The organism is Gordonia sp. DT101 (genome assembly GCF_049844895.1).
In the GTDB taxonomy this organism is placed as follows: domain Bacteria; phylum Actinomycetota; class Actinomycetes; order Mycobacteriales; family Mycobacteriaceae; genus Gordonia.
The window spans coordinates 425,866-443,735 of sequence record NZ_JBNCLX010000001.1; the positions used below are offsets into that span (position 1 = coordinate 425,866).

A 17,870-nucleotide genomic window follows, 5' to 3' on the forward strand; every position below is an offset into this window, starting at 1 on the left:
ACTCGGCGGGTCCGACAGTTCAGGCGCGCGCGGCGCTGAGTTCGGCATGCTGCGGATCGATGAACGCGGGACTCAGGACGAAATCCGCCAGACCCGCGAGCACCCGATCGACGTCGTCTGCGGTGCCCATCAGCTCGAACCGATACAGATACGGCACCATACATTTGCGCGAGATGATGTCGCCGGCGTGACAGAACTCCTCACCGAAGTTCGTGTTGCCGGCCGCGATCACACCTCGGATCAAGTCCCGGTTGTGGGTGTTGTTCAGGAACTTGATGACCTGCTTCGGCACGTAACCGGAACGGTCCCCGGTCGCCTTGCCGCCTCCATACGTGGGAGTGATCAGCACATAGGGCTCGTCGACGGTGAATCCACCCGAGTCGGTCGTCCCGTGAACCGGGATCCGCACGCTCCGGGTACCGAGCTTCTCGACGAATCGGTGGGTGTTCTCCGAGACGGACGAGAAGTAGACGATCAACGGCGACTCACGAGTTTCGCCCGCCATCGTCCACCTCCCGTCAGCTCGTCTCGTCCGATATGTGGTGTGGCCGCCACGCGGTATGGCTGCGACCTGCGGCGCTCCCCACGATCCGGCTTCCCCGTCGGATCGAGCGGCGCACTCCGGGCGCGTCAGGCAGCGGCGACGGCCAGCGCCTTGATGCGATCAGGGCGGAACCCCGACCAGTGATCGTCACCGACCACCACGACCGGAGCCTGCAGGTACCCCAGCGCCATCACGTAATCGCGCGCCTCGGCGTCCTGACTGATGTCGACGACGTCATAGGCCAAACCGTGCTTGTCGAGTGCCTTGTAGGTCGCGTTGCACTGAACACATGCCGGCTTGGTGTAGACGGTGATGGCCATCGAAGATTCTCCTTGCTGGATCAGGCTGCTGTATCTGGCTGCGTGCTGGATCGGTATCGGTGTACGCGGTCCTGGTGATCACCATCCGGTGACCCAAGTCGGTGCCGTCGTGTCACCGGGTCGTCGTCTCGCGGTCTGCTTGCCATGGCCGGCTCGGGCCCAGAAGACCTCTGCCGTTCGCTCCCAGGGAGCGAACCCCGCCGCCCCGATCAGCGCCGATCAACGTCCTCATGACGTTCAACACTGCCCGTGGGCGGACACTTTCCCAACGTGAAGAAAGTGATTCTGGTCACCGTCTCCGTGGCTTCTCTCGCGCGGTCACACCGGTCTGCGACGTCCGCCTTGCTGGTCTTCAAAACACTACACCTAGTGCCTGACATTTGGAGACACCACAACAAGTTGTGAATAACATTCGTGAAAGTCGCAGGTCGCGGCGCATGCGCGATCGTGAAGTCGGGTGTGTCCGGCGTGTCCTCCACAGGTTGTCCCAGGACTCTCCACAACGTGTCCCCAAGCTGCCCACAGGACGGACGCAACGACGCGCCGTCGCAAGCTCCTGAGAGCCCGCGACGGCGCGTCTGCGGTCAGCCGGATCGCGTCGGATCAGGCGGCCACGGTCACCTCGGCGACGAGGCGGTTGACGGCCACGACGACCTGCTCCACGACCTCGGCGGCGGCGACGCCGTGCTCACCCAGCGCGGAGGTCTGGACTCCGACCTCGACGTCCTCGATCACACGGCCGCCGGCGATGCCGACCGACTTTCGGGTGTCCTCACGCGACCACGTGCCTGCGAACCGGCCCAGCGCGGCACCGATCACACCGATCGGCTTGTCGGACACGGCACCGGCACCGTAGGGCCGCGACAGCCAGTCGATGGCGTTCTTCAGGACGGCAGGAATCGTGCCGTTGTACTCAGGCGTGACGAGCAACACGGCGTCCGCGGCGCCGACGATCTGCCGCAAGGTTGCCACCCCGCCGGGCAGAACGGCCTGCGCCTCGATCGACGGGTCGTGATCTTCGCTGTAGAACGGCAGGTCTCCGAGCCCCTCGACGATCGTGACACGGACGCCCGCCGGGGCGTTGTCAGCAGCGACCTGCGCCAATTGACGATTGACCGACCCCTTGCGCAGGCTTCCCACAAGCGCGACGATCTCCACGTTACGTTCGGACACGGTGCTCCCTTCGATGTTCAGCAAGTCGAAATATTCAACCGGACCACAGTCCGATTAATTCCACGACGAGTCAAGCGTTACGCTCGTCACGTGTCGAACGGTCCCGACGGCAGTCTCATCCCACTCCGTCTGTCCGACGGGTCCGATCCCGAACGGGCAGACGCCGCCCGTAATCGGCGACTCCTGCTCGACGCTGCCATGAATCTGATCGACAACCACGGCGCCTCCGCGGTGACCATGGACGCGGTGGCCCGTGAGGCCGGCGTCGGCAAGGGCACCGTCTTCCGCCGTTTCGGCAGCCGTACCGGTCTGATGGTGGCGCTGCTCGACCATTCGGAATCCGAGATCCAGCGCGCATACCTGTTCGGACCGCAGCCCCTCGGGCCCGGCGCTCCCCCGTTGGACCGGCTGCTCGCCTACGGCCGTGCCCGACTCAAGATGACCCTCGACCATCTCGACATCCTCATCGAGGCCGGCGGCTCGGGCGCCGAATTCCTGAGTCATCCGGTGTGGGCCGCATCCAACCGCCATGTCCAGATCCTGCTGCAGCAACTCGGTTTCGGCGATCGGGTCGACGTGGTCGCGGTCGCCGTGCACGCTCCCCTCAATGCCGGCGCGGTCAAGCACCTCCGTGACATCGTCGGTCTCGACCTGGAGACGATCACCACCGAGTGGGAACAGTTGGTGACCACCCTCGCCGCCGGCCTGTCCGTGAATTGAGCCCCACCGGCGGCCTCGACGCGCGGGGAACCGCCGGCGGTCTTAGCCTGAATGAACTGCGGGGGCACCAGATACAACGGAAGGCACAATTCAGTGAAGGCTGTCATCATCGGCGCCGGTATGGGCGGGCTCAGTGCCGCCATCGCACTCAAGCAGATCGGCGTCGACGTCGAGGTCTACGAACAGGTCACCGAGAACAAACCTGTCGGAGCAGCCATCTCGGTATGGTCCAACGGCGTCAAGTGCCTGAACCACCTCGGACTGGAGAAGGAGACCGCGGCTCTCGGTGGGATCGTCGATTCGATGTCGTACATCGACGGCTTCACCGGCAACACGATGTGCCGCTTCAGCATGCAGCCGCTCATCGACGAGGTGGGACAGCGGCCCTACCCGGTGGCACGCGCCGAACTCCAGTTGATGCTGATGAACGCGTACGGCATAGACGACATCAACTTCGGGAAGAAGATGGTCGCGGTCACCGACGGACCCACGGCCGCGACAGTCGAATTCGCCGATGGGACATCCGTATCCGCAGACGTGGCGATCGGCGCCGACGGTGCGCGGTCGCTGGCTCGGGAGTATGTCCTCGGCCATCCGGTCGATCGCCGCTACGCCGGATACGTCAACTTCAACGGCCTCGTCGACGTGGACGAGGCGATCGGGCCCGCCACCGAGTGGACCACCTACGTCGGCGACGGGAAGCGCGTCTCGGTGATGCCGATCGCGGGCGATCGGTTCTACTTCTTCTTCGACGTGACGATGCCCGAGGGGCGGCCATATGAACGCGGTACGGCGCGCGAGGTCCTCGCGGAGAGTTTCGCCGACTGGTCGCCCGGCGTCCAGCGCCTGATCGGCGCGCTGGATCCGGCGACCACCAACCGGGTCGAGATACTCGACCTCGACCCTTTCCACACCTGGGTCAAGGGCCGCGTCGCGGTGCTCGGTGATGCCGCCCACAACACCACGCCAGACATCGGACAGGGTGGCTGCTCGGCGATGGAAGACGCCGTGGCCCTTCAGTTCGCGTTCAAGGAGCATCCCGACGACGTCCACGCCGCGCTCGGCGCGTACGAATCGGCACGGACCGAACGCGCCGGTGAGCTCGTCCTCCGGGCGCGTAAGCGCTGCGACGTCACCCATGCCAAGGACCCGGAGGCCACCGCCGCCTGGTACGACGAACTCCGCTCGGAGGACGGGACCCGGGTCATCCGCGGCATCGTCTCGAACATCGTCGGCGGTCCGCTCACATCCTGAGCGGACCGGACGGTCGGCAGGACGAGGATCGACGGATCAGTTGTCCGGCTGCGGGATCGCCTGACCGTTCTCATCGGGCGCCATGCCGTCGTGCGACACCAGGGCTGCCGAACGGGACAGCGACGGCCCGGCGGTGAGCAACGAGATCACCGACCACGGCGCTCTCGTCGGGCCGTCCCCGAGCCCGAGGACCTGCCCGGTCCCGGCGTCGGAAACCCCGTATCTGATGCCGAAATCGCTGATGTAATAGCGCGATTCGGCACGCTGACTGCTCGGCTCCGACCCCGTGGTCTGGATGTACTCACCCGATCCCGGCCGCAGATAGACCTGATCGACACCTGGCCCGGAACCGTCGGCCGAGCTGACCTGCACCGGCGCGGCACCCTCGGCGAGGGGCAACTCGCGCCCCACCAGGAACCGCGTCGTCGCCGCTGTGTCCCCGGCACCTCGCGACCACGACTGGCAGAGCGTGCCAGCGGACTGGACGTCCACCAGACTCGGTGTGTGACCGGGGAAGTCGTCGACCGGCAATCGCTCGCCGGTGGGGCTGGCGGCGACCTGACCAGGTGCGACGGTCCGCACCGGCGCGGCGCCGTCGCGGTCGGCGAGCCGCAGGATCTCCGCGGTCGCCTCACCGATCTGCTGGACACCGTCACGCAGCACGACGTAGTAGCTGGTCTGGTCGTCGATGCCCACCGACTTCACCACCGAACCCACCTGCACGTCGTCGTCGTGCAGCGCACCGGGTTTTCCGGCACCGTCGATCTCGGGGACGGTGAGGGGATCGACCTCCGGGAAGGTGTTGAGCAGACCTGCGCTCATCTCGCGCGGAGTCGCACCCTCGAGGTGTAGCGCGCGCATCACCGGGACACTCGAGGTGTCCACCTGGGCGCGGACCGCGGCGGGCTCACCGTTGCGCTCGACGGTGTAGATCAGGAAATCCTTGCCGCCGTTGGTGACCAGCGCCGCCTCGTCGGGGCGCGCGGTACCGATCGACCCGCCGAGTTCAGGGCGGTCGCCGATGACGGTCAGCTCGATCGCCTCACCCGAGACGTCGGGCGAGACGGTCGCGGTGTCGCAGACCGTCCAGAAGGACTGTCCCCCATGAGCGGAGGACTGCAGGGCCGCTGGAGCACCCGGGATACCCAGCAGTGGTCCACGCCGATACGAGGCCAGCTTGCCGTCGCTCACCGACTTCGGGCTCTCGCTGCTGCCCGTGATCAGTCGTGCCGACGCGAGATTGAGCACCGGGTGCATCGTGTCGTCGATGAGGACGTAGTTCCCGCCGCTGTCCTTGCTGACGACGATCTTGGCATCGCCGACAGAACCCTGGGGCTTCACGAGTCCCCAGACGCCACACCCACCGAGTACCAGGAGCCCGAGCACGGTGCCGACGAGGAGCGCCTGGAGTTGCGAACGCATCGGGTCGTGCAACATGCGGACATCGCGACGCACCAGCGCATGCTCGAGCCGGCGCAACAGGAACCGATAACCGTTCACCTGCGCCTTGGTCGTGAGCTGCCGGGCCATCGTCCCCCCTTCCGGCCGCATTACCGACCTGGTCGCGCCGTCGTTTCCACTGATCTGGTGGTCACGGACGAATCGACGCGTAGTAGCGTAACCGATACATTTTCCGCGGGTGTCGCGCCGGTCACCCGTAGAACGGGGGGAACGATGGCGATGGCAGGCGTGCCGGGGTCGACGACCGGTCGTCCGGAAGCCGCACCATCCGGCGGCTCGCCCACGACGCCGACCGATCGGGGCACGCGACGCACCGGCGGTGCCCGTCGTGGACGTGACCGCACCGGCCGCCGACGCGTCACCCTGCAGACATTCGTGCTCATCGAGGTCGTCCTCGGCGTCGGCCTGATCGTCTGGGCGACCAGCGACAGCGCTCTGGGTTGGATCGCTCTCCTCGTGGCCGCGGTGACGTCCCTCGCCCTCATCCCGTTTCGCGGCGGACGCTCGGTCGTCGGCGGGTGGGCACAGCGATGGGGTTTCGTCTGGGCACGATCACGCCGCAGGTCCACCGATCTCGCGCCCGTACCGTTCGACATCCCGGCGGGACCGCAGCAGGGTGCTCGCACGTCGATGCGGACACCGGCCGGCGGTGGCGACACGATCGGTGCGCGCTGGGCCGGGGACACCCTGATCACTGTTCTGCGGGTGTCGCCCGGCTCGCCCGCAGCCACCTTTCTCACCCCCGGCACTGCCGACGTCACCGATCCGACCGGCCAGGTCGTGCCGCTCGACGCGCTCGCCGAATGCATCAACCCGTTCGACATCCCCCTGGATTCGATCGAGGTGATCAGCCACGGTGTCCGCAGCTGGGGCAGCGGCCCGATCGCGCAGACCTACCACCGGACCCTGGGCCCCCTGGCGGCGACCGCACATCGTTCGGTGCTGGTGGTGTTGCGGCTGAATCCGCTCGACTGTGCCGACGCCGTGGCCCGCCGCGGCGGTGGTGCGGTCGGTGCCCTCCGGACCGCCACCATCACCAGCAGACGCGTCGCCAGGCGTCTCACCGAGAGCGGCCTGCGGGTCTCGCTGCTCAGCGGCGCTGAGATCACCGCGGTCACCGGCCAGTTGTCGGAGGGCCTGGCACTCGACGACATGGCCGAGCAGTGGGATTCAATCGGATCGGGCCAACTGCGTTTTCGCAGTGCGGCCATCGAGCCGCAATCGATCGGTTCCGTCTTGTCGACGGTGTGGGTGAACTCGGCCTTGTCGACCACCGCGACCGTGCGATTGCGCCACGATCCCGACGGCGTCCTCGAGGTCACCGGCATGGTGCGGTTCGCCGAACTCCCGTCCGCCAAGCGCAGTGTCGAGTCGTGGCCGGACGGCCTCACGCCGCTCGACGGCCACCAGTTCGACGCGCTGGCCGCGAGCCTGCCCATCTCCATCCCCGCTCGGCTGGATCGCACCCTCGGCGCCGTGCACGGCGCCGAGGCGGACCGGCTGCTGCGTGCCCTGTCCCTACCTGCCGGCGGGTGTGGCCAACTGGTCGGTGCCGACCACAGCGGCCGCGCCGTCGCCGTCCCACTGCTCGGCCCCGATCTCCGCTCGGTCGCGATATCGGCCGGCCCACAGCTGGTCTCACAGGTCACGCTCCGCGCCGTGGCCATCGGCGCCTCGGTCACCGTGCACACGGTCCGACCCGGGCAATGGCAGCACCTGGTCGCCGCCGTGGGAGACCTGCGACAGCTGGCCTTGAGCTCGGATCGCGTCCGGTCACCCTCCGGACACCGCGTGGTGATCTTCGACGGATTGACCGGTCCCCCGCCCGAGGCGAATACCACCCACATCACCGTGTGCGCCGCCGGAGATCCGCGGGTGGCCGAGCTGGCCCCCGACGCCTCGGTGTTCATCCGCCAGAATCCGCGTGCACCGCAGGACATCTCGGTGACCACCGCGACCGAGCGGGTGGCCGTGACGATGGTCGCGACGCCGGACGAGTGGACCTACATCGGACGCTGACACCCGGCGGGACCCTGCCGCCTGGAGGGACTCTGCCGCCCGGTCAGCCGTGCGGTCCGGCAGGCACCAGCGCGCGGAAGAACACCGCACGAGACGACGCCGCGTGGACGACCACGTCAGGCTCGGCAGCTCCGATCCAGATCGCCTGACCGGCCGGGATCGTGGTTGCCTCCCCGCCCGCCGGCCGGACGTCGATCGAACCATGCAGCACGGCGAGGATCTGCGGGCCCGGCATGTCGAAGCACACCGACGATGCGTACCGCAGCCCGGTTCCGTCGAGCTCGACACGGGACAGCCGGAACTCGGGCGCCGGCGTCAGGTAGACCCGCTCGGCGCCCACGGTGCGGATCGGGGCGGTGATCTCGGCGACGTCGGCCGGGGTGAAGTCGAGGACCCGCAGCAGTTCGGGGACGTCGATGTGCTTCGGTGTGAGCCCCCCGCGCAGCACATTGTCGGAGTTCGCCATGATCTCGATGCCGATCCCGCACAGGTACGCGTGCAGGTTGCCGGCCGGGAGATACAGACCCTCACCGGGTTCGAGACGAATACGGTTGAGCAGCAACGAGGCCAGCACACCCGGATCGCGCGGATACACCTCTCCCAGTTCCAGCACGGTCCGCAGTTCCGCCGCGAACCGGCTGCCGTCGCCCGACCCCAACAGGGACACCGCCCCGGCGAGCACCGCCGGGATCAAGGTGGCGATCGACGCGTCCGGCAGGGTCAGCCAGGTGGTGAAGAGGGCACGCAAACCTTCCGAATCGGGTTGCCCGGCAAGCATTCCGAGATAGGGATCGAGCTCGCTCACCTGGAGTTCACGCAGCAACTCGACGGTGGTTGCGGGATTCCGGAATCCCGCCAGCGCATCGAATTCGGTGGTCGCAACGATCAATTCGGGTTTGTGCCAGGGGTCGCGGTAGTTGCGGTCCGGGGCGTCGATGGGCACTCCGGCGGCGTTCTCGCGGTCGAATCCCTCGCGAGCCTGCGCCAGGCTCGGATGCGCTTGCAACGACAGCGGTTCGTCGGCGGCGAGCACCTTCATCAGGAACGGGAGCCGACCCTCGAACGTCTCGATGGTGCGCCGGCCCAACATGTCCACCGGGTCGGCGTCGATCGCGCTCAGCAGATCGGTGTCGTGCCCGCCGTCCGGCCGCAGACAGACCGCCGGCCCGGCCGGATGAGCGCCGAACCACAACTCGGCCTCCGGATGCGGCGACGGCACCGGCCGTCCACGCAGTGAAGCAATCGCGGTGCGCGATCCCCACGCATAGGGACGCACCACCCCCTCGAGAGTTCTCATCGCGTCAGTTCCCGATCAGCCGGAGATAGACGGCAGCCATTTCGATGCGCAGGACCAGCACCATCAACGACACGAGGTCGCCCGGCGCATCGGCGGCGAGATCGTCCATGGTGGGCATCGCCGGCGGACCGGCACGTCCACCCGCGCCGGGGCCGGCGTCGGCGGCACCGTCGCCGGTGAGCACATCGAGATCGCCGAGCCCGTCGAGCCGTCGGCGCACATACCAGTCCCGCGACGGTGTGGTCGCCACGAAGACCCGCGGCGGGCTCGGTGGGGCCGGTCCGTCGATCTCCGGGTCGTAGAAGATGGATTCGGATGGGGTCGAGCCCGTGCGTTCCGACCATTCGCGCACCAATCGCGCCACGTCACCCACCTCCGCGACCGCACTGATGACGCCCGCGAGCGCAAGCAGCGAGCGGGAGGCCTGGCCGGCCACCACCGCGGTCCCGACCGTATCGCCCACCCACACCGACGAACGGCCTTCGAGCCTGGCCGCGAGCAACTTGGCCCGGTTGTGGAAGCTCTCGTTGCCCGGATGGTTGGCGACCGCCTCGCCATCGAGTGCGTCGGCGAGATCCGCGACCTGGGGAGCCTGTCCGGTGAAACGGACCTGGGTCAGCGAGACGAACACGGCGAGAAGGGCCGCGACGAATCCCGGAAACCGGAACCGGGAATCCACCATAACGCGCGGCGACAGGTCGATACCGTTGCCGCCCAGCGCATCTCGCAGCGGCCCCTCGATCGGGGCCGCGACCACCACCTCGGCCCGGCGCCGGACGGATCGGGCGGCCGCGTCCGCGAGGACCATGTCGCCCGCATCGTCGCCGGCCACCACCACCACGTCGAGCGGACCGATCCACCCCGGCAGGGCCGGAGCGGCGACGATCGGGACGTCGATGCGTGAGCTGATCGCGGCGATCACCAGCTGCGTCGCCGGAGATGCCGCCCCGGTGGTACCGCAGACGATCACCACGCTGCGTGGCCGCAGCTTCGTCAGGGGCTCGAGGACCCCTTCGCGCTGTGCCTCCGCGACCGATCGCACCTGGGCACCTGCGAGTGCGACGGAAGGCAGTAGACCGTCCATGTCGGCCGCGATCAGTTCCTCGACATCATCGAGATCGGGGGCACCGGTACGCATGACGTCCAGCCTAGTCACGCACACCGTCGGCCGCGCATGTGCCTGCACCGATGGCGGTATGCGAGATCGGGACGCCGGCACCGGACGACATGCGCGGAACGCCGGTCAGTCGGTCGGGTCGGGCAGCACCCGGAGATGACCACGGCGACCCGGCCGGGGGCGCGCCGATTGCGACGCCCGACCGGGACCGTCGTCGCCCGGCAGCGGCGTGTCCTGGTTGCGGCCCCGGGAGCCGCGACGACCTGGCGCGACGTCGTCCGATCCGTCGAACAGGTCGGGCCACTGCGACGAATCCACCCGCCCGGCACCGCCGACCTCGCGCACGGCCTCGGCGAGAGCGGTCAACTCGTAGTCCTCGGCGACGGGGGCCGAGAACCCGCGCTCACTCCGGAGCATCTCCCAGCCACGCGGCACAGTGATCCGACGAGCATGATCGTCACAGAGATCCCACGAGTGCGGCTCGGCCGAGCTGGCCAGTGGACCGATGACGGCCGTCGACTCGGAGTAGACGAACGTCAGGGTAGCCACCGCGGAACGGGCGCAGCCGGGCCTGCAGCACTGTCGGGGAAGCTTCACGGTGACGAGGTTATCCCCGGCGGCGGGTCCACACCGGCGGCGACACGCTAGCTCGCGCGAAACGCACCTCACACGCGACAGACACGTCACAAATCCCTACACTCTCGTCATGCGCTTCGATCCACCTCGCCCTTCCCGGGGCCGCGCCGACGAACCTCGTGGTCGCGCCCAGGATCCGCGCGGTCGGGGTGCCGATCCGCGGGCACAGGATGCGCGCGGTCGTGGTGCGGAGGTCCGTCGGGGTGCGCTCCGCAGCCCCACCCGGTCGGTTCGAGTCCGCGATCGGCGCGGTCGGGGACTCAGATCACCGTTGCTTCCGCAGACGGTGCCGGCGTTCGCCAGCCGGGCCGACTCCTTCGACGTGATCGCTCTGGAGGCGTTCGCGGAGATCGATGCGAACTGGCACGATCAGCTCGCCGGCCTCGACATCGCAGTGGATGACATCCCACGCATGTTGCCGCACGACCCCGACTCGATCCAGTGGCCGGACGAGGTCACCGCCGACGGGGCGGTGCCGCTGGCCAGGCTCATCCCGGCCGGCGTGGACGTGCGGGGGCTACCGACCCGGGCGCAGATCATCTTGTTTCGTCGACCACTCGAGATCCGTGCCAAGCGTGGCGCCGATCTATTGGAGTTGGTGCACGAGGTATTGGTCCAGCAGGTCGCCACCCACCTCGGCGTCGACGAGGACACCATCGATCGCGGGCCGGAGTAACCAGCCGGTCGCGCGGGAGTCAGATGATGCCGCGCTTGAGCCGCCGACGCTCACGCTCGGACAGCCCGCCCCAGATCCCGAAGCGCTCGTCGTTGTGCAGGGCGTATTCCAGGCACTCCGGCTTCACCTCGCACCCCTGGCAGATGCGCTTCGCCTCGCGAGTCGATCCGCCCTTCTCCGGGAAGAAGGCCTCGGGGTCGGTCTGGGCGCACAACGCCCGCTCCTGCCACTGCTCCTCGACGGCCTCGAAGAGATCGTCGAAGTCGTTGGCCACCAACGAAAGATGGCGCGGCTGTGACCACGGAGAGTTGTCGCTCAGCCCCGCCGTGACACCGCCAACACTCGGCGCCGTCAGTGAATCTCCCACCAGCCCAAGACGATTGGCCGCCACGTCGGCGCCGGCCAGCTCCTCCGAACGATGCACCGGCTCAACGGGTTTGCGGGGATCGGAGTAGTCGCGTGGTTCAAGTGGATTGCCGATCGGGTTCTCAAAAGCCATCGTCGGCGCCTCCTAGCTCGAGAAGTCTGTCAGTTCCAGTCGTCGGTGTCCGCGGCCACCCTGCCGCCCCACCACATCTGCCCACACCATCGATCTTCACCGTGTGTCCGGGTATCGCACCCAATGAGTCATTCGAACAAATGATCGAAAACGTTGCGCTCCATCAATTCTCGATCTCAAACTCATAATGACACTGATGTGATTACACACGGCATGGACCGCTGCGGTCAAGTTAAACCGAAAAGATTCCTTAATACCATCAGTCGTCGGAAACCCTCGGTCTCGACACGGGGTCGGGCGCAGACATCAGCAATCTCACAGATGAACAATCCCCTCCCCCGGGATCGAGACCATGGTAGCGAACCCACCGCCGGCGAGTGGCATCCCGCAGATGACGGCCCGCTGACCACGCGCAACGTCGGCACCCACCGCGGTCGACACCACCCGGCCGTCGATCACTAGAGTGAACGAGGTGAAAGTGACGGTTCTCGTGGGTGGCGTCGGTGGCGCCCGCTTCCTGTCCGGCGTCCGCGAATTGCTCGGCCCCACGCCGTTTCCCGGACCCGGTGATCCTGGCCAGGATAATGCGACGACACCCGACGGTGAGGTCGCAGACGGGAGTCACGAGATCACCGCGATCGTCAACGTCGGCGACGATGCGTGGATGCACGGCGTCCGGATCTGTCCCGACCTCGATACCTGCATGTACACCCTCGGCGGCGGGATCGACCGCGAGCGCGGGTGGGGACGGGTCGACGAGACTTGGCACGCCAAGGAGGAGCTCGCCGCCTACGGCGCCGATCCGGACTGGTTCGGCCTCGGCGATCGCGATCTCGCCACGCATCTCATCCGGACCCAGATGCTCGACGCCGGCTACCGCCTGTCGGACGTGACGGCAGCGCTGTGCAGACGGTGGCTTCCCGGTGTCCGCCTCATCCCCGCGACGGATGATCGTCACGAGACCCACGTGGTGGTGGCCAAGCCCGACGGCGCCGACGGCGAGCGCGTCGCGATCCACTTCCAGGAGTGGTGGGTCCGACACCGTGCACAGATCCCGACCTTCGGTTTCGCGCAGGTGGGTTCCGACGACACCCGCACCGCCCCGGGTGTCACCGAGGCGATCGCCGCCGCCGACATCGTGCTGCTGGCTCCCAGCAATCCGGTGGTCAGCATCGGCGCCATCGTCAGCGTGCCGGGTATCCGAAGCGCGCTGCGGACCACCTCGGCACCCGTCGTGGGCATCTCCCCGGTGATCGACAACCGCCCGCTGCGCGGGATGGCCGACGAATGTCTGTCGGTGATCGGCGTGGAGACCTCCGCCGAGGCGATCGCGGCACATTACGGCGCACGCAGCGGGAACGGGATCCTCGACGGATGGCTGGTCGCCGAGGGCGACCGGGCCGCCGTCGACGGCGTCGCGATCGGTTCCGCACCGCTGCTGATGACCGATCCGGCAACCACCGCACAGATGGTCCGCGACGCATGCGCGCTGGTCGGAGTCGCCACCCCCGATCGCAATATCGGTACAGCGGAACGGAGTACGTCGTGAGCAGCGCTTCGGGACCCGGCGACCACGGGTCCGTCGGAGGCCTGGAGATCCGCGCGGTCACCGGTCTCGGCGAGTTCGGCCCGGAGAGCGACATCGCCGCCGAACTCCTCTCCGCCGCGCCCTGGCTGGCCGACGACGACATCGTCGTGGTGACCAGCAAGATCTTCTCCAAGGTGGAGAACCGCATGGTGGCCGCACCGACCGATCCGGACGAACGAGATGCGCTGCGCCGCAAGCTCGTCGATGACGAGTCGGTGCGGGTACTGGCACGCAAGAACCGAACGCTGATCACCGAGAACCGGATCGGCATCGTGCAGGCGGCGGCCGGGGTGGACGGATCGAACATCGCCACCGATCAGCTCGCACTGCTGCCGGTGGATCCCGATGCGAGCGCGGCCGGGCTCCGGGCACGCATCCGCGATGCGGCCGGCATCGACGTCGCGGTGATCGTCACCGACACGATGGGCCGCGCCTGGCGTAACGGGCAGACGGACGTCGCCATCGGCGCGGCGGGCATCCGGGTCTCCCATCCCTACGAGGGCTCGGTCGATGCCTACGGGAATCCCCTGGTGGTCACCGACATCGCCGTCGCCGACGAGATCGCCGCGGCAGCGGATCTGGTGAAGGGCAAACTGGGTGGGGTCCCCATCGCCGTGGTACGCGGCCTCGCGCCGGTCGACGACGGCTCCGGGGCCGTCGATCTCGTCCGGCCGGCGTCGGAGGACCTGTTTCGGCTCGGCACCGCGGAGGCGATCGAGCAGGGCCGTCGCGAGGCGGTGCTGACGCGTCGGTCGGTGCGCACGTTCGCGCCCGGGGCCATCGAACCCGGGGTGATGTCCGCGGCTTTCGCCGAGGCACTCACCGCACCCGCACCGCATCACACCCATCCGGTTCGCTTCGTCTGGGTGCGCTCGGACGAACGCCGTACCCGGCTGCTCGACGCAATGGCCGCCGCCTGGCGACGCGACCTCGAGGACGACGAGAAGTCGGCGGAATCGATCCGCAAACGCGTACGTCGAGGCCAGATCCTTTATGACGCACCAGAGTTGGTGATCCCGTTCCTCGTCCCCGATGGCGCTCACGACTACCCGGACGCCCGGCGAGCGGCCGCCGAACACACGATGTTCACGGTCGCGGCGGGCGGCGCGGTGTCGTCGCTGCTCGTGTCGCTGTCGGTGCGCGGGGTCGGGAGCTGCTGGATCGGATCGACCATCTTCGCCGCAGACATCGTCCGCGAGGTCCTCGACCTCGACGAGCACTGGGAGCCGCTGGGTGCGGTCGCCATCGGACGACCCGAGGAGGACGCGGGGCTGCGGCCGCCTGCGGCCACCGAGGGGTTGGTGATCGAGCGATGACCACGGCGTCGTTACATGCGTCGGCCGTCGCATGCCTGCGCTCGTGGGCGGCACCGGATGCCGACCAGGACGCGTTGCGCCATACGTATCTCGCGTTTCTCGATGCGGCGCCGGAAGCGTGCCTGCGCCGCAGCGAGCCGGGTCACCTGACCGCGTCCGCGATCGTCTTCGACGCGACGCTCACCCACGTACTGCTGACCCTGCACCCGCGGGTGGGCAAGTGGATTCAGCTCGGTGGCCATTGCGAGGAGTCCGACGAGACCCTGGCCGGGGCGGCCGCACGCGAGGCACGCGAGGAATCGGGAGTGCCGGATCTGCGACTGACGTCGGCGCCCGTCCACCTGCACACCCACCCGATCACGTGTTCCCTAGGCGTCCCGACCCGGCACCTCGATGTGCGTTTTGCCGCCGTCGCGCGGCCGACCGAGGACGATCGGCCACCGGCGATCGTGCGCAGCGACGAGTCGGTCGACCTCGCCTGGTGGCCGATCGACGACCTGCCACCCGACACCGTCGACGTCCCGGTTCTCATCGACCGCGGACTCGCCGCATGACGGCGCGAAACCACCTGAGCCGCGACCGGGCAGTCCCGCTCGAGCGGGCCCAGATCCCCGTCGAGCGGCACGGTTCCACGCCGACCGGGCACAGGGCAATGTCGCAACTCCAGCGTGCGCCCGCACGACGAGAAACTGCGCCCGATCGAGGGAAACCAGCCGCTCGGCGGCGATCTGACTCGCCCGAGGGCGTCCTAGATCCGGATACCCTTGCCGACGGTCACCACGCCACCGCCGCTGATGGAGAAGCGTTCCCGATCCGCTGCCGCATCCACACCGAGTTGCATTCCTTCACCGACGTGGACGTTCTTGTCGAGGATGGCGTGACGCACCACGGCCCCCTTACCCACCCGGACGCCGGGCATCAGGACGCTCCCCTCGACGACGGCGCCGTCCTCGATGACCACATTCGCCGACAACACGGAGTCGCTCACCGTACCGGCCGAGATGATGCTGCCGGCGCCGACGACGGAGTCCTGGGCGGTGCCACCCTGGACGAACTTGGCGGGCGGCAGATTGACCGTCTCGCCACGGATCGGCCAGCGCCGGTTGTACAGGTTGAAGACCGGGTGCACCGAGACCAGGTCCATGTGCGCGTCGTAGAACGCATCCAGCGTCCCGACGTCACGCCAGTAACCCTTGTCGCGCTCGGTGGCGCCGGGCACCTCGTTGTCCTTGAAGTCGTAGACGAACGCCGTGTTGCGGCGCACGAACCCGGGGATGATGTCGCCGCCCATGTCGTGATCGGAATCGGGGTCGGCGGCGTCGGCGCGGATGGCGTCGACGAGCGCCTCGGTGGTGAACACGTAGTTGCCCATAGATGCGAACGTGGCGTCGGGATCATCCGGCGTGCCAGGCGGATCGCTCGGCTTCTCGAGGAATCGGGTGATCCGGCCCGACGTGTCCGAGTCGATGCAGCCGAACGCCGTCGCCTCGGCGCGGGGCACCCGGATGCCGGCCACCGTCACGTCGGCGCCGGCGTCGATGTGCGCCTCGACCATCTGGGAGGGGTCCATGCGGTACACGTTGTCGGCGCCGAACACCACGATGTATTCGGGTTCCTCGTCGGTGATCAGGTTCATCGACTGGAAGATCGCGTCCGCACTGCCGGTGTACCAGCGAGGCCCGAGGCGTTGCTGCGCCGGGACAGGGGTGATGTACTCGCCGTGGAATCCGGCCGAGAACCACGTCTGCGAGATGTGCCGATCGAGCGAATGCGACTTGTATTGCGTGAGCACACAGATACGTTCGTAACCCGCATTCACGAGATTGGACAGGACGAAGTCGATGAGGCGGTAGGAACCGCCGAACGGAACCGCGGGTTTCGCACGATCCATCGTCAGGGGGTAGAGGCGCTTCCCCTCACCGCCTGCGAGGACCATTCCGAGCACGTGCGGCTGTGTTCTCACACTCCCCAACTTAACCGGCATCCAGGGCTCGGGCCAGACGAATGACCTGTCCCCGGTCGCGTGTTTCGCAGCACCGTTGGCGAACAGCCGACGTTGGCGTTAGCGTCGACCGCATGAGGGTGGCGATGATGACCCGGGAGTATCCACCCGAGGTGTACGGCGGCGCCGGCGTACACGTCACGGAATTGGTGCGGCACCTTCGCAGCCTCGCCACCGTCGACGTGCACTGCATGGGCGCCGAACGCGACACCGCCCATGTCTATCAGCCGGATCCGGGGATCGCCGGCGCCAACGCCGCCATCACCACGCTGTCAACCGATCTACGGATGGTCGTAGGTGCACAGGGCGCCGATCTGGTCCACTCACACACGTGGTACACGGGCCTCGCCGGCCATCTCGCCGCGCAACTCTACGGGGTGCCCCACGTGTTGACGGCCCACTCGCTGGAACCGATGCGGCCGTGGAAAGCCGAGCAACTGGGCGGCGGGTACCGCGTGTCGAGCTGGGTGGAGCGCAACGCGGTCGAATACGCCGATGCCGTCATCGCGGTGAGTTCCGGTATGCGAACCGACGTCTGCGACACCTACCCACGCCTCGATCCCGAGCGGGTTCACGTGGTGCGCAACGGTATCGACACCACCTCGTGGTTTCCCGTCGACGATGCATTCGGGCCCGAATCGACTCTGACGGGCCTCGGCGTGGATCCCGACCGCCCGATCGTCGCGTTCGTCGGACGGATCACCCGCCAGAAGGGCGTCGCGCACCTGGTCGCCGCGGCCCACCACTTCGCCCCCGACATCCAGTTGGTGCTGTGTGCCGGCGCCCCGGACACCCCGGAGATCGGCGCCGAGATCGAGGCCGCGGTGTCGGAGCTGTCCGCGTCGCGCGATGGTGTGTACTGGGTCCGGGAGATGCTCCCCCAACCGCGAATTCGCGAAATACTCACAGCAGCAACAGTTTTCTTGTGCCCGTCGGTGTACGAGCCGTTGGGGATCGTGAACCTCGAGGCGATGGCGTGCGGCACCGCGGTGGTGGCCTCCGCCGTGGGTGGCATTCCGGAGGTCGTCCGCGACAACGTCACCGGCCGGTTGGTGCATTACGACCAGGTCGAGCCCCGGGCCTTCGAGGCCGGACTCGCCGACGCCGTCAACGCGGTCGTCGGCGACCCCACGGACGCAGCGGCCATGGGCTCGGCGGGACGGGAACGTGCCGAGGCCGAATTCTCGTGGGATGCGATCGCCGAACAGACACTCGAGGTGTACCGCGCGATCCTGCGGTGAGGGCGCC

At 67.9% G+C, this 17,870-nt stretch carries 17 protein-coding genes; 8 read left to right on the forward strand and 9 right to left on the reverse strand.

Features of this window, described 5'->3' with window-relative positions:
* Positions 1–19: 19 nt before the first annotated feature.
* The 3 genes from nrdI to ACLQ3I_RS02060 form a co-directional block, all read right to left on the reverse strand.
* The gene (nrdI, locus tag ACLQ3I_RS02050; RefSeq protein ID WP_425799978.1) at positions 20–505 is read right to left on the reverse strand and encodes a class Ib ribonucleoside-diphosphate reductase assembly flavoprotein NrdI; all 486 of its coding nucleotides are present in this window, start codon (positions 503–505) and stop codon (positions 20–22) included.
* A 125-nt stretch (positions 506–630) separates the two neighbouring features.
* On the reverse strand, positions 631–864 hold the full coding sequence (locus ACLQ3I_RS02055; RefSeq protein WP_425791457.1) for a redoxin NrdH: 234 nt from the start codon (positions 862–864) through the stop codon (positions 631–633).
* A gap of 603 nt (positions 865–1,467) precedes the next feature.
* On the reverse strand, positions 1,468–2,037 hold the full coding sequence (locus ACLQ3I_RS02060; protein WP_425799979.1) for an NAD(P)H-dependent oxidoreductase: 570 nt from the start codon (positions 2,035–2,037) through the stop codon (positions 1,468–1,470).
* A gap of 90 nt (positions 2,038–2,127) precedes the next feature.
* Here ACLQ3I_RS02060 and ACLQ3I_RS02065 point away from each other — a divergent pair, with 90 nt between their 5' ends.
* Together ACLQ3I_RS02065 and hpxO are read left to right on the forward strand one after the other, a co-directional pair.
* Entirely contained in the window at positions 2,128–2,757 is a 630-nt protein-coding gene (locus ACLQ3I_RS02065) for a TetR/AcrR family transcriptional regulator (RefSeq protein ID WP_425791453.1), read from the forward strand.
* Positions 2,758–2,850: 93 nt separating this feature from the next.
* The gene (gene hpxO, locus ACLQ3I_RS02070) at positions 2,851–4,011 is read left to right on the forward strand and encodes an FAD-dependent urate hydroxylase HpxO (protein WP_425799980.1); all 1,161 of its coding nucleotides are present in this window, start codon (positions 2,851–2,853) and stop codon (positions 4,009–4,011) included.
* A 36-nt stretch (positions 4,012–4,047) separates the two neighbouring features.
* Here the strand turns inward: hpxO and eccB are convergent, their stop codons facing one another.
* Positions 4,048–5,541, reverse strand: a complete 1,494-nt coding sequence (gene eccB / locus ACLQ3I_RS02075) for a type VII secretion protein EccB (protein WP_425791449.1) — start codon at positions 5,539–5,541, stop codon at positions 4,048–4,050.
* Positions 5,542–5,691: 150 nt separating this feature from the next.
* On the opposite strand from eccB, the gene eccE reads away from it, so the two are divergent.
* Positions 5,692–7,491, forward strand: a complete 1,800-nt coding sequence (gene eccE, locus ACLQ3I_RS02080; protein ID WP_425799981.1) for a type VII secretion protein EccE — start codon at positions 5,692–5,694, stop codon at positions 7,489–7,491.
* A gap of 43 nt (positions 7,492–7,534) precedes the next feature.
* On the opposite strand, the gene manA is transcribed toward eccE, so the two are convergent.
* The 3 genes from manA to ACLQ3I_RS02095 all read right to left on the reverse strand — a co-directional run bounded on the left by manA (position 7,535) and on the right by ACLQ3I_RS02095 (position 10,502).
* Positions 7,535–8,788 carry a mannose-6-phosphate isomerase, class I gene (gene manA, locus ACLQ3I_RS02085; RefSeq protein ID WP_425791445.1) on the reverse strand — a complete coding sequence of 418 codons (1,254 nt, stop codon included), beginning with the start codon at positions 8,786–8,788 and terminating at the stop codon, positions 7,535–7,537.
* Between the two features lie 4 nt (positions 8,789–8,792).
* Positions 8,793–9,926 carry a hypothetical protein gene (locus ACLQ3I_RS02090; RefSeq protein ID WP_425799982.1) on the reverse strand — a complete coding sequence of 378 codons (1,134 nt, stop codon included), beginning with the start codon at positions 9,924–9,926 and terminating at the stop codon, positions 8,793–8,795.
* Positions 9,927–10,031: 105 nt separating this feature from the next.
* Positions 10,032–10,502 carry a DUF3499 domain-containing protein gene (locus tag ACLQ3I_RS02095; RefSeq protein ID WP_425791442.1) on the reverse strand — a complete coding sequence of 157 codons (471 nt, stop codon included), beginning with the start codon at positions 10,500–10,502 and terminating at the stop codon, positions 10,032–10,034.
* A gap of 109 nt (positions 10,503–10,611) precedes the next feature.
* Here ACLQ3I_RS02095 and ACLQ3I_RS02100 point away from each other — a divergent pair, with 109 nt between their 5' ends.
* Positions 10,612–11,217, forward strand: coding sequence for a metallopeptidase family protein (locus ACLQ3I_RS02100; RefSeq protein WP_425791440.1), 606 nt, complete (start codon positions 10,612–10,614; stop codon positions 11,215–11,217).
* Positions 11,218–11,236: 19 nt separating this feature from the next.
* Here the strand turns inward: ACLQ3I_RS02100 and ACLQ3I_RS02105 are convergent, their stop codons facing one another.
* A complete protein-coding gene (locus ACLQ3I_RS02105; protein WP_223309227.1) occupies positions 11,237–11,494 on the reverse strand; it encodes a WhiB family transcriptional regulator in 258 nt (85 codons plus the stop codon).
* A gap of 694 nt (positions 11,495–12,188) precedes the next feature.
* Here ACLQ3I_RS02105 and cofD point away from each other — a divergent pair.
* The 3 genes from cofD to ACLQ3I_RS02120 are packed head-to-tail and all read left to right on the forward strand — an operon-like array spanning position 12,189 to position 15,174.
* Positions 12,189–13,265, forward strand: coding sequence for a 2-phospho-L-lactate transferase (gene cofD / locus ACLQ3I_RS02110; RefSeq protein ID WP_425799983.1), 1,077 nt, complete (start codon positions 12,189–12,191; stop codon positions 13,263–13,265).
* Entirely contained in the window at positions 13,262–14,620 is a 1,359-nt protein-coding gene (locus tag ACLQ3I_RS02115; protein ID WP_425791436.1) for a coenzyme F420-0:L-glutamate ligase, read from the forward strand. The genes cofD and ACLQ3I_RS02115 overlap by 4 nt, the downstream gene beginning before the upstream one ends.
* Entirely contained in the window at positions 14,617–15,174 is a 558-nt protein-coding gene (locus ACLQ3I_RS02120; RefSeq protein ID WP_425799984.1) for an NUDIX hydrolase, read from the forward strand. The genes ACLQ3I_RS02115 and ACLQ3I_RS02120 overlap by 4 nt, the downstream gene beginning before the upstream one ends.
* Before the next feature lie 194 nt (positions 15,175–15,368).
* On the opposite strand, the gene glgC is transcribed toward ACLQ3I_RS02120, so the two are convergent.
* The gene (gene glgC, locus ACLQ3I_RS02125) at positions 15,369–16,583 is read right to left on the reverse strand and encodes a glucose-1-phosphate adenylyltransferase (RefSeq protein ID WP_425799985.1); all 1,215 of its coding nucleotides are present in this window, start codon (positions 16,581–16,583) and stop codon (positions 15,369–15,371) included.
* A 113-nt stretch (positions 16,584–16,696) separates the two neighbouring features.
* On the opposite strand from glgC, the gene glgA reads away from it, so the two are divergent.
* The gene (glgA, locus tag ACLQ3I_RS02130; RefSeq protein ID WP_425791431.1) at positions 16,697–17,863 is read left to right on the forward strand and encodes a glycogen synthase; all 1,167 of its coding nucleotides are present in this window, start codon (positions 16,697–16,699) and stop codon (positions 17,861–17,863) included.
* Positions 17,864–17,870: the final 7 nt, after the last annotated feature.

Bases quoted from the DNA above. Each gene is read 5' to 3' on its own strand.
- nrdI (WP_425799978.1), bottom strand. From the start codon at position 505: ATGGCGGGCGAAACTCGTGAGTCGCCGTTGATCGTCTACTTCTCGTCC.
- ACLQ3I_RS02055 (WP_425791457.1), bottom strand. From the start codon at position 864: ATGGCCATCACCGTCTACACCAAGCCGGCATGTGTTCAGTGCAACGCG.
- eccB (WP_425791449.1), bottom strand. From the start codon at position 5,541: ATGGCCCGGCAGCTCACGACCAAGGCGCAGGTGAACGGTTATCGGTTC.
- eccE (WP_425799981.1), top strand. From the start codon at position 5,692: ATGGCAGGCGTGCCGGGGTCGACGACCGGTCGTCCGGAAGCCGCACCA.
- manA (WP_425791445.1), bottom strand. From the start codon at position 8,788: ATGAGAACTCTCGAGGGGGTGGTGCGTCCCTATGCGTGGGGATCGCGC.
- ACLQ3I_RS02090 (WP_425799982.1), bottom strand. From the start codon at position 9,926: ATGCGTACCGGTGCCCCCGATCTCGATGATGTCGAGGAACTGATCGCG.
- ACLQ3I_RS02100 (WP_425791440.1), top strand. From the start codon at position 10,612: ATGCGCTTCGATCCACCTCGCCCTTCCCGGGGCCGCGCCGACGAACCT.
- ACLQ3I_RS02120 (WP_425799984.1), top strand. From the start codon at position 14,617: ATGACCACGGCGTCGTTACATGCGTCGGCCGTCGCATGCCTGCGCTCG.
- glgA (WP_425791431.1), top strand. From the start codon at position 16,697: ATGAGGGTGGCGATGATGACCCGGGAGTATCCACCCGAGGTGTACGGC.